The sequence below is a fragment of the Verrucosispora sp. WMMD573 genome (assembly GCF_027497175.1).
GTDB lineage: Bacteria > Actinomycetota > Actinomycetes > Mycobacteriales > Micromonosporaceae > Micromonospora.
Genome location: NZ_CP114901.1, coordinates 5,412,459 through 5,425,530, shown reverse-complemented (window position 1 = coordinate 5,425,530; position 13,072 = coordinate 5,412,459). Strand labels below are relative to the sequence as shown.

At 68.3% G+C, this 13,072-nt stretch carries 8 protein-coding genes; 4 read left to right on the top strand and 4 right to left on the bottom strand.

The annotated features are described in order from the left end of the window. Positions 1–8: 8 nt before the first annotated feature. The gene (locus O7601_RS24605; RefSeq protein WP_281563462.1) at positions 9–1,430 is read right to left on the bottom strand and encodes an amidohydrolase family protein; all 1,422 of its coding nucleotides are present in this window, start codon (positions 1,428–1,430) and stop codon (positions 9–11) included. 64 nt (positions 1,431–1,494) lie between these two features. Then, positions 1,495–3,417 carry an alpha-L-rhamnosidase C-terminal domain-containing protein gene (locus O7601_RS24600; RefSeq protein ID WP_281563461.1) on the bottom strand — a complete coding sequence of 641 codons (1,923 nt, stop codon included), beginning with the start codon at positions 3,415–3,417 and terminating at the stop codon, positions 1,495–1,497. 594 nt (positions 3,418–4,011) lie between these two features. Here O7601_RS24600 and O7601_RS24595 point away from each other — a divergent pair. After that, positions 4,012–4,908, top strand: coding sequence for a dienelactone hydrolase family protein (locus tag O7601_RS24595; RefSeq protein ID WP_281563460.1), 897 nt, complete (start codon positions 4,012–4,014; stop codon positions 4,906–4,908). Between the two features lie 92 nt (positions 4,909–5,000). Here O7601_RS24595 and O7601_RS24590 read toward each other — a convergent pair whose 3' ends face one another. Continuing rightward, positions 5,001–7,286, bottom strand: a complete 2,286-nt coding sequence (locus O7601_RS24590) for a glycoside hydrolase family 3 C-terminal domain-containing protein (protein ID WP_281563459.1) — start codon at positions 7,284–7,286, stop codon at positions 5,001–5,003. A 75-nt stretch (positions 7,287–7,361) separates the two neighbouring features. Further along, on the bottom strand, positions 7,362–8,402 hold the full coding sequence (locus O7601_RS24585; RefSeq protein WP_281563458.1) for a LacI family DNA-binding transcriptional regulator: 1,041 nt from the start codon (positions 8,400–8,402) through the stop codon (positions 7,362–7,364). A 222-nt stretch (positions 8,403–8,624) separates the two neighbouring features. On the opposite strand from O7601_RS24585, the gene O7601_RS24580 reads away from it, so the two are divergent. From O7601_RS24580 to O7601_RS24570, 3 genes are read left to right on the top strand one after another with little or no spacing between them, the layout of a single operon-like run. Beyond that, complete coding sequence (locus O7601_RS24580) at positions 8,625–9,542, top strand: sugar ABC transporter permease (RefSeq protein WP_281563457.1); 918 nt, start codon at positions 8,625–8,627, stop codon at positions 9,540–9,542. Beyond that, a complete protein-coding gene (locus tag O7601_RS24575) occupies positions 9,539–10,360 on the top strand; it encodes a carbohydrate ABC transporter permease (RefSeq protein ID WP_281563456.1) in 822 nt (273 codons plus the stop codon). The genes O7601_RS24580 and O7601_RS24575 overlap by 4 nt, the downstream gene beginning before the upstream one ends. Beyond that, entirely contained in the window at positions 10,357–13,050 is a 2,694-nt protein-coding gene (locus tag O7601_RS24570; protein WP_281563455.1) for an alpha-L-rhamnosidase, read from the top strand. The genes O7601_RS24575 and O7601_RS24570 overlap by 4 nt, the downstream gene beginning before the upstream one ends. Positions 13,051–13,072 lie beyond the last annotated feature (22 nt).

Here is a 13,072-nt window from a genome sequence, read left to right as displayed (position 1 = left end):
GGCGGTGCTCAGTTGCCAGGGCAGTCGGCCTCCACGGCCGGATCGGTCGACGGACTGACCATCCGGCCGCGGATCATGACGAACGAGGGCCGGACGAGGGTGGTCGGGTCGGTGAGCGGATCGTCCCGCACGGCGATGATGTCGGCGTCCGCACCCGGCGAGAGGCGGCCCTTCCGGTCCTCGACCCGGCAGGCCCGTGCGGCGCCCAGGGTGGCGGCCGCGAGAGCGGCCGGCGCCGGTAGCCCGGCCGAGACGAACGACGTCACCGACCACCGGGCGCTGTCATGGTGTAGGCCGCGCTTGACCCCCGCATCGCTGCCGAACGCCAGTCTGACCCCGGCCTGACGCAGCCGGCCCAACACGTGGCGCCGCCAGGCGAAGTGCTCGGGATCCCAGCTGACCGTGGGAGTGTCGACGTAGGTGGGACACACCCAGGTGCCGGTGCTGACCAACTCCGCGACCAACGCCGGATCGAGGTCGAATTCCAGGTCGTTGGAGAAGGTGCAGTGCTCGATGCTCTGTACGCCGGCTTGTACGGCGAGCCGGATGCCGGCGGTCGAATGGGCATGCGCTGCCACGGGCAGCCCGAACGCCCGAGCGGCATTCACGATCGAGCGGAGTTCGTGGACGTCGAACTGGACCTGCCCGGGTGCGGACCCGCTGGTGAGGATGCCACCGGTCACCATGACCTTGACGAAGTCAACGCCCTGCTCGGCGTGCCGGGCCACGACGTCCGGACCGTCGCCGTCGACGACACCGCCGAGAAAATGGCAGTGACCACCCGCGATGGTCAGCGGGGGCCCGGCGGTCACGATCGTGGGCAGATCCTCATCTGCGCGGTCGGCCAGCCGTCGGGTCAGAAACGAGCGGTCACCGAGATCGCGTAGCGTCGTGACACCCGCGCGGGCGGCGCGGCGAGCCCGCTGGGCCATGTCCGCCAGCAGGCGCTCGTCGTCCCGTTCCGACAGTACGGCGACACAGTCGCTCGCCTCGGAGTCGAAGGCCAGGTGCACGTGGCTGTCGATCAGCCCGGGCAGCAGGTACTGACCCGGGAGCGAGACGCGTTCGGCCGACGCCGTGAGCTCGGCCGGAGGTGGTCGCCGGTCAGCCCAGACGATGGAGGCGTTGTCGGTCAACACATAGGCCGGCGTCAGCATCTGTTCCAAGGCCGAATCGAAGTAGCCCGTCGCGGAGATCAGCATGGACATCGCCGAATTATTGTTGTCCGCCGCTGTCCTAACAAGACCATTGGCTGCACCCGCGCTGGCGGCCACGTAGGCTTCGTCGGCGTGGCGCACGGCGTCGAGTTGCCGGGCGAGGAGCTGTTCTTTCCCACGTGCACCTGCACGGGGCCCGGCACCGGTGCGTCGGTTTCTAACCGGGTAGCTGCAGCGAGCGCCGTGGCCACCGTCCGTCATCACGGTGGCCACGGGCCGCTGCCCTGCGTGTCACGATCCGCCGGCGCCGGAACCGCCTGCGGGTGGTGCGGGCCGACTACGGTGCCGAGGTGAACTCGAATGTTCCGGCATTGACGTTGTACACGTCGTAGCCACCGTCGCGGCGGACGAACGTGGCACCGGGGGGCGCCGTCGTGGTGGCGGACGCCGACAGCAGCGGCACCCAGATCTGACCGCTGGTGCCGGCCGGCGCTGTCACCTGGATGCGGAACTGGTTGGCGGTATCCCGGGCCCACCTGACGGTGAGTGCTCCTCGGGCTGTCGGGACCTGGCCCTGCGCCCAGTTCAGGTTGGCCGGTCTCGGCTTCACTTGCCAGGTCGAGTACCCCGGATTGATCGCCGTCGGTCCGAGGATCGACTCGGTGATCAGTTGGGTGGGGCCGGCGCCCCAGGCGTGGGCCAGGCTGTCGAAGCCACGTGAGGGCAGGCCGTTGCTGTTGACGAACTCCCAGAACGTTCCGGTGTAGTAGCCGCTGTTCGGGTCGACCTGGATGCCCCAGTGCCGCCGCAGCAACTCGATGGCGCCGGCGGCGTCACCGCTGTCGAAGCGGGCCATGACCTCCCAGGTGTTGTTCAGTGGCTCGATGGTGTGACCGTACGGATCGGCCATGCTCGGCGCCGGTTGGCTGATCTGGCTACCGTGCTCCTGCCACCGGCTCCGGAAGTACGTCAGGATGCCCTGCACCCGCTCCGGTGGCGCGACACCCAGCCTGATGGCGTTCATGTTGGCGTCCAGGGGGAAGACGTTCGGCCGGTCGTAGGTGTGCTTGTAGAGGCCGGCCGAGGCGTTCCACAGCCGCGTGTTGATGGCGTTCCGCAACGCGGTAGCCATGTTGGTGTACTCGGTGACCCGGGCGGCGGTGCCGACTCGGCTTTCCATCCAGATCATGTTCTGCAGCAGTTCGTAGTAGGCGAGGCTGTACTCGGTGACCTCGCCGTTCTGGGTGGTCTGCCAGTAGTCCGGGTCGTTGGTGACGACGAGGCCGTTGGAGTTGAGCCGCGTCGCGTGGTACGCCGCCGCCGCTTGAAGTCTGGGTCGCAGGGCGGTGATGTACGCCGTGTCGCCGGTGTAGCGGTAGTACTGGATGGCGATGATGGCCGAGTACGCGGAGTAGGTCACGGCGTAGTCGAACTTGCCGCACCCGCGGAAACCGACCGCGCTGGTCAGTCGGCCGTTCGAGGCCTGAAGACTCATGATGCTGTCGATGGAGCCCTTGACGTACGGGACGCTGTTGGTGCCCAGGGAGAGTTGCATCACCGGGTTGGTGATGAGCAGGTCGCCGGACCAGATCGCCCTGTCGCGCTTGGCGCCGTCGAAGACCACGGGCACGTTGAAGCAGGAGGCCACACCGACCGGCACCATGTCCATCTGAGCCGTGTAGGCCCCGGCGTACCACATCCGGTTGAGCTGGTCGTCGCTGGACATGAACCAGCCCTGGTACCTGTCGGGTGTGGCGCGGTAGGCCCGGAAGGTGAGGCCGGCCGCGGTCAGCGTCAACGTACCGGGGGTGGTCAGCTGGACCGCCATGAAGCGGAAGCCGCCCCGCAGACCGCCCGTGTAGGTCCTGGCGCCGGTCACGCTCAGGGTGATGGGGGAGCCGTTGTCGTTGTTGTAGATTCCGCTGCTGTTCGCGGTGAGGAAGGGCAGTGCCTCGCTGGTGGTGACCCGCAGGGTGTTCGAGGATCCGCCGGAGGGCGTCGATGAGGAGACATTGGCGTAGGGATTGCCGCCGACCTCCTTGCCGAAGTCGAGCACCACGGTGGCCGGTGAGCTGCTCGACGTGGTGCGAAGCGTGGTCGAGCCGCTGCCCTGACCGGTCAGCGCCCCGGCGTTGGTCACCGAACCGCTGGTGCGGACGATCTGGACGGGACGAACGTTGTCGCTGGTGGGGGCGGGCACAAGGCTCTGCCAGTTCGGGTTGGCCGGCCAGGTGGGCGGTGCGGCCTCGGCACCCTGCACGGACAGCAGGGTGGCGGCGACGCAGGTCGCGATGGCGACGACAGATGTGAGGGCGACACGTGTGCCGCTGAACCGTCTGCGTTGAGGAATAAGGACAGCCTTGAGCACCTGGACCTCCATGGAACGGGATGACACTGCCATGTGGGCATGCCGTGGTGGGGAGCGGGAGCGGTGGTGGTGAAAGAAGCCGTAGAACGTTCCATCGACAACAAAGGAATACAATGAAACGTTTCACATCGCAGCTTGTCGATAGCGTATGAACGGGCCGGTAGCTGCGTCAAGGGGCGTGGCGCCGACGCGGTCCACATTGACCGCGACCGGCCATCGGGGGCTTGTTCGGTACGGAAATGGCGTCGGGTTGGCTGTCGCCCCAGTGGGTGTGACCAAGGTCGGCATTGATCGCTTGCGATGAGTGGTCAGGGGTCCCGGCCCATGCATTGACGGGTGGCCATGAATTGGTTTAACGTCGAGGCGCATTGATAGTGAAACGATTCAATGCCTCGTTGCTCCGGAGTTCCCTCGATCCCCATCCTGCACCGACGCCGTCGCCTAGGGCGGGTCTTCCCGCCTGCGAAACAACAAGGAGGAACGCCCATGTCGTACGAGGAAACCGCTCGGCTACGGCAACCACGCCCATCGCCGATCCGTAGGGCACTTGGTGGCGTCGCGATCATCCTGGGCCTGGTCGCCGCGACGACAGCGGCCAGCCCTGCCGCCGCTGCCAGCCCCTACCAACGTGGTCCGAATCCGACCGCCGCCAGCATCGCGGCCCCCACCGGACCCTTCGCCATCGCCTCGACCACGGTGCCCAGGGGCAACGGATTCGGCGGCGGGGTGATCTACTATCCGACCAGCACCAGCCAGGGCACCTTCGGCGGAATCGCCATCTCGCCGGGGCTCAACGGCACCTGGTCCGGAATTTCCTGGCTGGGGCCTCGGCTGGCCTCGCAGGGTTTCGTCGTGTTCGGAATCGAGACCAACAACCTCAACGACAGCCCCACCAGCCGCGGCACCCAACTGCTCGCGGCACTGGACTACCTGGCCCAACGCAGTTCCGTGCGTACCCGTCTCGACGCCAACCGCCTCGCGGTGCTGGGGCATTCCATGGGCGGCGGTGGCGCCCTCGACGCGGCCCTGCGGCGGCCGACGCTGAAGGCGACGATCGGAAACGCGCCCCACCTGCCGTCGGGCAGCCTGGCCAACGATCGGGTGCCCACGTTGATCTACGCCATGCAGAACGACACGCTCGTGACGCCGGCACGCCTGACCAGCTTGTACGACACCATTCCCGCCGCCACCGAGCGTGCCTACATCGAGGTGACGGGTGCGGGTCACAACTACATCGGACAGCCGAGCACCACGCTTGCCCGCACGATGATCCCGTGGCTGAAGATATTCATCGACAGCGACACCCGCTACAGCCCCTTCCTCTGCCCCCTCAACGACCGATCCGGCATCCGGCAGTACCGCAACAGCTGCCCGCTGATCTGACGCCCGAATCCACGTGCACGTCCGGTCGGATGGCAGCAGGTGCTGACCACCGGAGATCGGTCCGAACACCGGGTGGTGTTCGGACCGATCTTTCAACCCCTCGTTTCGACCCGGTCGAGCAGAGCGGCCAGCACCGTGCGGTCGATGCCGAGGCCGGGGAACGCGGTGAGGGTACGCAGCGGGAAGTCACCCAGGACGGTCATCGCCTCTTGGTCGCCGAGGACGCCGCGCGGCCGGCCCGAGGCGTCGACGCCGACAACCCGTCGCAGCACATCGGCACCGGCCGGATCCGCCAGCCACTCCCGCAGTGTCGCCTCGGCGTCGAGGCGTACGGTGACCGGTGGGGCGTCGATCTCGATGGTGGCGCTCAGGCGTAGATCGCGGGAGGAACGTCCGACCCAGATGTCGAACGGACCCGCCTGGAGGACCCAGCGACGCTGCCCGGTCGACCAGTAGGACAGGTCGCGGGCGCTGAGTGTGAGAGTGACTGGTTCGGCGGTGCCGGGAGCCAGATCGACCTTGACGAAGCCCTTCAGCTCGCGGATCGGGCGAGCCACCTGCGACTGCGGAGCGCCGACGTAGAGCTGGATGACCTCTTTGCCCGGCCTTCGTCCGGTGTTGACGACGGTGCAGGACACCACGACGGCCAGGTCGCCGTCCTCGACGCGTCCGGTGACCGTCGCGGTCAGGTCCCGGTAGTCGAAGGTGGTGTAGGACAGGCCGTGGCCGAAGGGGTAGGAGACGTCGCGGCCGGTGGCGTCGTATCCCCGGTAGCCGACGAAGATGCCTTCGCCGTACCGGACGTGCCCGTCCTCGCCGGGGAAGTTGAGGTATGCGGGGGTGTCCTCCAGCCGCAACGGCAGAGTCTCCGCGAGGCGGCCGGCGGGCTCGACGGTGCCGAGGAGCAGGTCTGCGGTCGCGCCCCCGGCCGCCTGGCCGGACAGCCAGGTCTCCAGGATCGCCCGGGCGTGGGCGTCCCAGTCGGACAGCCGCACGGCGGAGCCGTTGGCCAGGACGACCACGAGGTTGGGGTTGACGGCGGCGAGCCGGGGCAACAGTGCGGTCTGATTGTCCGGCAGCGCGATGTGGGGTCGGTCTGCACCTTCGGACTCGGCAGCACCGGGCAGACCGAGGAAGACGACCACCGTGTCGGCGCGGGCCGCAAGCGCGACGGCCTCGGCTGCCAACTGGTGGTCCTGGTCTGTGGTCTGGACGCCGAATCCGGCGGCGAAGGGCACGTGGACGCCGGCCGGCACCGCGGCACGCAGTTCCTCCAGCGCCACGTCGAGGCGGGTGGGGTTGACCTGGGAACTGCCGGCGCCCTGGTAGCGAGGCGTACGGGCGAACTCACCGATCACCGCGATCACGTCGCCAGCCGACGGATGTAGGGGTAGCAGTTCTGCCTCGTTCTTGAGCAGCACTGCGCAGTCGGCGGCGGCGGTGCGGGCAAGCGCGTGGTGGACGTCGACGTCGAAGCCGGAGGTCGGGTCGTCGGGCGCGGGTGGCGGGTCGGCGGCCGGTACCCGGTCGACCAGCCGCAGGATGCGTAGCACCGCCCGGTCGAGGAGGTTCTCGTCGAGGGTGCCGTCGCGCACCGCCGCGACGAGCGCCGCGTCGCTCACCCCGAGATTCGGTGGCATCTCCAGATCGAGACCGGCGGCCAGCGCGGCCACCCGGTCGTGTACGGCGCCCCAGTCGGAGACCACGACGCCGTCGAAACCCCATTCGGTACGCAGGACGTCGGTGAGCAGCCAGCCGTGCTCGGAGGCGTGGGTGCCGTTGATCCGGTTGTAGGCGCACATCACCAGCCACGGCCGGGCCCGGGTGACGACGCGTTCGAAGTGCGGCAGGTAGATCTCCCGCAGGGTGCGTTCATCGACGTCGGCGCTGACCCGCAGCCGGTCGGTCTCCTGGTTGTTGGCGGCGAAATGCTTGACGCAGGCGCCGACGCCCTGGCTCTGCACCCCGGTGACGTGTGCCTCGCCGAGCGTTCCGGTCAGAAGGGGATCTTCGGAGAAGTACTCGAAGTTGCGCCCGCACAACGGTGACCGCTTGATGTTGACACCCGGGCCGAGGACCACTCCCACTCCCTGTGCCCGGGCCTCCACGCCGATCGCCGCGCCGATCCGGCGGACGAGCTCTGGATCCCAGGACGAACCGAGCGCGGACGCGGTCGGGAAACAGGTGGCCGGCAGGCTGCCGGAGATGCCGGCCTGGTTGCCGTCCGGCTGGCGACGCAACCCGTGCGGCCCGTCGGAGAGCATGACCGCCGGGATGCCCAGCCGAGGTACCGGCGCGGTGTGCCAGAAGGTCGAGCCCAGGCAGAGCGCCGCCTTCTCCGCAAGCGTCAGCTCGGATAGCAGATCGGCCATCGTCATCGACGTGTTCTCCGTTCCTGGGACTGGTCTGGCCGGCGTCGGCAGTGTCGGGTCGCCGAGTTGGGGCGTACGGTGCTACGCCGGTGGTGGCGCGGTCGTCCGGCGGACGACGAGGGTGGGAGAGAGCTTGATCTGGGTGGTGGGTCGGCTGCGTTCGGCGATGCGGTCCAGCAGGAGCCGGGCAGCGTTGACGCCGATCTCGCGGCCGGCCTGGTCCACGCTGGTCAGTGAGATGGGCCGGAACGCGGCGAAGGTGGTGTTGTCGTAGCCGGCGACGGAGATGTCCTCCGGGACACGGAGCCCGGCCTCGGCGATGGCGTCGAGCGCGCCCATGGCGACGATGTCGGCTCCGGCGAAGATCGCGGTGGGGCGGACGGGGCGACCCAGCAGTTGTTGCGTGCCAAGGTAACCGCCTTCCTGGTTGTATCGGGTCGACGCGATGTCGATCTTGTCGGCGATGCCGTGGGCGCGCATGGCCTGTCGGTAACCCTCGGCCCGGATGGCGTTGGGCATCTCGGCGAGGCAGTCGGCGGTGGTCTCACGGTGCTCGATATGGCCGATGTGGCGATGTCCCAGGTCGACGAGGTGGTTGACGATCAGCGCGGCGCCGGTGCGGTCGTCGTCGACAACCGTGTCGTAACTGCGGGAGTGTCCGTGGCGGCCGACCACGACGGTGGGCACCAGGCTAGCGATCTTGTCGAGGTCGGAGCAGTTCGAAATGGGCGCGATCAACACCATGCCGTCCATGCCGCGATCGATCATCGCGTTGACGACCCGCGCCTCAGCCTCCTGGCCGTTGCAACCCGGGCCGAGTAGGACCTGGTACTCGCTGCCGGCGATGTGGGAGTCGAGGCCGTCGAGGATCTCGGCGAAGAAGGGGTTACGGATGTCGGGCAGCAGTACGCCGATGGTGTACGTCCGGCCCCGCATGCCTCGGGCCGCGGCGTTCGGTCGGTAGCCGAGTTCGGCGATCGCCTGGCGTACCTTCGCCTGCATCTGAGGGCTGACGCCGTAGGCGTTGCGGAGCACCTTCGACACCGCGGTGGTGGAGACCTGGGCGTGTCGCGCGACGTCGACGATGGTGATCCGGCGGGCCGGTGCTGACAGCTTCTCCACCTGACGTCCTCCGAGCCGTGTAAAACGTTGCGCAGAGACTAGACCGCCGCGCCGCCGATGTCAGCAGCCAACCTCTTGACGTCCGCTGGATGAACTCCTATGGTCAGCCGCAACATTTTGGAAAACGTTGCCCACGCCACACCGTTCACGGCCGAGGGATCGCGTCGCTGCTGGGCCCTCATTGGACCTATTGTATGAAACGTTTCAAAGAGTGGATTGCGGATGACTACTACCCCGGACAGTGACAAAAGGGTCGCTGTCGATGGTCGACGAGCGGCAGCGCCGCCGTGGTGGTTCGCGGCACCGGCGCTGGTGCTTTTCGCCTTCGTGGTGCTGGTGCCCAGCGCGCGTGGTGTCTACTACGCCTTCACCGACTGGGACGGATTGAGCCCCGACCTCGCCTTCGTCGGCCTCGGCAACTTCGTTGACATCACCCGCGACCCCACCGCCCGACAGGCGATCTGGCACACGCTGGTCATCGCGGTGTCGATCACGATCATCCAGAACGGCATCGGACTGCTGCTCGCACTCGGCGTGAACACCGTGATCAAGTCGCGCAACGTGCTGCGGGTGTTCCTGTTCGCGCCAGCCGTGGTCACCCCGATCGTGACGGCCTACCTGTGGCGCAACCTGTTGGGCCCGGACGGCGCGATCAACAGTCTGCTCGCGGCGGTCGGACTCGGGTCGTGGCAGCAGGACTGGCTGGGCGATCCCGAGATGGCCCTCTGGTCGGTCGTGGCCGTGATCGTGTGGCAGTTCGCCGGCTACTCGATGGTCATCTTTCTGGCCGGACTGCAGTCCGTGCCGAAGGAACTGTACGAGGCCGCCGCCATCGACGGCACCGGGCCGGTACGGCGGTTCTGGTCGGTGGTCCGGCCGCAACTGGCCCCCGCGATCACGATCAACCTGATGTTGTCGATCATCGGCGGCATCAAGCTGTTCGACCAGGTGTACGCCCTCACCGGAGGCGGCCCCGGACACGCCACGGACACCATCTCGACGCTGATCTACAAGGAGGCCTTCACGCTCGGCGAGTTCGGCTACAGCATCGCCCTCGCGGTGGTCCTGACGATCATCGTGGCGGTCGTGTCGACCGGGCAGTACCTGATGTTGGCACGCAACGAGAGGGCGGCGTCGTGAACCGTTACCGTTGGCGAACCTTCGGCCTGGAATTGGTCATGATCGCCGCCGCTATGGTGATCGCCTTTCCGGTGTACATCCTGGTGAACCTCGCCGTGCGGGCCCCGTCTGACACCTCGTCGCCGCTGCGTCCGACGACCTCGCCCACCTTGTCCAACTTCACCGAGGCGTGGCGCGAGGGCGGGCTCGGCGGTGCGCTGATGAACAGCGTCCTGGTGACCACCATCAGTGTGCTGATCGTGCTGGCGGTCTCCGCGCTGGCGGCCTATCCGCTGGCTCGGGCCACCGCCCACTGGTCGCGCGGCATGTTCCTGCTGATCATGCTCGGGCTGGTGTTGCCGTTCCAACTGGCCGCACTGCCGCTCTACCAGACCATGCGGGACCTCGGACTGCTCGGCACGGTCTGGTCCCTGGTCCTGTTCTACTCCGGACTCCAGGTGCCCTTCACGACATTTCTCTACACCGGCTTCATCCGGGCACTGCCCCATGACTTCGAGGACGCCGCGCTCATCGACGGCTGCCGTCCCTGGGAGGCGTTCCGGTACGTCGTCTTCCCGATGCTGAAGCCCATCACGTTTACCGCCCTCGTGCTCAACGCGATCACCGTGTGGAACGACTTCTTCACCCCACTGCTGTACCTGAGCGGAAGCACCCAGCAGACCGTGCCCGTCGCACTGGCCGGGTTCGTCGGTCAGTACGTCGCCGACTGGAACCTCATCTTCGCCGCGCTGGTGATCAGCATCGTGCCGGTCCTGCTCCTGTACTTCGCGTTGCAGCGCAGCATCATCAACGGATTTGCCGGAGGGCTGAAGGGATGACCCCCTACGGACTGCAGACGGAACAGCGGTGCGAGCCGCTGGGCGTGGGGGAGCGGCAACCCCGACTGTCCTGGAAGCTGGAATCCGATCGGCGCGGTGCGGCGCAGAGCGCGTACCGCGTCACCGCCGCCGAGCGGGCCACGGACCTCGACGATCCCGACCGGCTGATCTGGGACAGCGGCCGGCGGCAGTCCCCGGACGGTCTGCTGGTGCCCTGGGACGGCCCGACCCTGCGGTCGGCCACCCGGTACCACTGGCGGGTGCAGGTGTGGGACGAGACCGGCTCTCCCGCCGGGTCGGCGCAGAGCTGGTTCGAGACCGGGCTGCTGCACCGCGAGGACTGGACTGCGGCCTGGATCGGACGGGACCCCGCCGTGCAGCCGCATGTCGACCCGCCGGGGGAGGAGGACCTTCCCCCGATGGACTCGCCACCGCTGTACCTGCGCCGGGAGTTCCACCTGGAACACACGCCGGTGCGTGCCCGGCTGTACGCGACCGCGCGGGGTGTGTACGAGCCCCGGCTCAACGGCGAACGGGTGGGCGACGTCGAGTTGGCGCCGGGGTGGACCGAGTACCATCACCGGCTGCAGTACCAGACCTACGACGTCACGACGATGCTGCGCCCCGGCGCGAACGCGATCGCCGCGATCGTCGCCGACGGCTGGTGGTGCGGGTACGTCGGCTTCGACCGGCGTCGTCCCGCCCGTCACTATGGTGAGCAGCCGGCCTTGCTGGCGCAACTGGTCATGGATTTCGCCGACGGCTCCCGCCAGGTGGTGACCACCGACGCGAGATGGAGCGAGCATCCCGGCGCGATCCGCGCCGCGGACCTGCTGATGGGCGAATACGTCGACCGGCGTTGGCACGTGCCGGGCTGGGATCGAGCCGGGTGCCCGGACACCCGGTTCGTCGCGGTGGCCGTGCTCGACACCGACCCGGGGCCACTGGTGGCCGAGCCGGATCACCCGGTCCGGGTGGTGACCGAGATGCCGGCGATCGAGGTGACCCGACGAGCGTCCGGCCGCTACGTCGTCGACTTCGGACAGAACGTCGTGGGGCACGTTCGCCTGACCCTGCGCGGTGCCCCGGAGGGACAGCGGATCGTGCTGCGGCACGCGGAGATGCTCGCCGACGGTGAGCTGTACGTGGCGAACCTGCGCACCGCAAGGGCGACCGACGTGTATGTCTGCGGCGGTGATGAGGTGGAGGTGTCCGAGCCGCGCTTCACCTTCCACGGTTTCCGCTACGTCGAGATCGACAACCATCCCGGCGAGCTGGTCACCGACGACATCGTCGCCCAGGTGGTGCACAACGACCTGCCCTGGACCGGCCGGTTCCAGTGCTCGGACCCGATGGTCAACCAGTTGCAGTCCAACATCACCTGGGGTCAGCGCGGCAACTTCGTCGCGGTGCCGACCGACTGCCCGCAACGGGACGAACGGCTCGGCTGGCTCGCCGACGCGCAGATCTTCGCGCCGACCGCCGGACGCAACGCCGACGTCTCCGCGTTCCTGGCCCGTTGGCTGCGCGACGTGGTGGACGGGCAGGACGCCGATGGTGCCTTCCGGGACGTCGCGCCCGTGGTGTCCCTGCACCGGGAAGCCGCCCCCGCCTGGGGCGACGCGGGCGTCATCATCCCCTGGTATCTGTGGCGCACGTACGGCGACCGGCGGGTGCTGGCCGACAGCTTCGACGCCATGCGCGCCTGGGTTCGGCACATCCACCGGCACAATCCCGACCTGCGCTGGCGTAACCGCACCGGTAACTCGTACGGCGACTGGTTGCAGGTCGACGTCACCACCGAGCGGGAGGTGCTGTCGACCGCCTACTTCGCCCACAGCACGTACCTTGTCGCCCAGGCCGCCGAGGTGCTGGGTCGCTCCGACGACGCCACCGAGCTACGGCAGCTGCACGCACGGATCCGTGACGCCTTCATCGACTCCTACGTGCATCCCGACGGCACGGTCGAGGGCGGCACGCAGACGGCGTACCTTCTGGCGCTCGCGTTCGGGCTGTTGCCGCAGCGGCTGGTCGCGGCGGCCGTGGGGCACCTGGCCGCCGACATCGAGAAACGCGATCACCGGCTCACCACCGGATTCGTCGGGGTGGCCCTGCTCTGCCCGGTGCTGACCGAGCATGGTCGGACCGACCTGGCCTACGCCCTGCTGCACCAGACGGAGTACCCCTCCTGGGGTTACTCGATCCGGCACGGCGCGACCACCATCTGGGAGCGCTGGGACGGGTGGACCGACCATGCCGGGTTCCAGTCACCGGCGATGAACTCGTTCAACCACTACAGCCTCGGCAGCGTCGGCGACTGGCTCTACGGCCGGGTCGCCGGCATCGACCAGACACCGTCCTCGGTGGCGTACCGCGAACTGCTGCTGCGCCCCCAGCCGGGCGGTCGGCTCACCTGGGCACACGCCGAGCAGGAGACCGCGCGGGGGACGGTCGCCTGCGGTTGGTCGATCGCCGACAACCGGATCACCGTGACCGTCACGGTGCCACCCGGAAGCACCGCCGTACTGCAGATCCCCACGGCCGACCCGGCCAGCGTGCGCGAAGGCGATGCGCCGGTCGCCGGTCAGCCCGGGGTTCTCGGGGTCGAGCCGTCCGCCGCAGGGGCCACCCTGCGGCTGGCGTCCGGCCGCTACACCATCACCGCCGCGGCACCCGACGCGGTTTCCTGACCGGCAGATCAGCCCGGGAGAC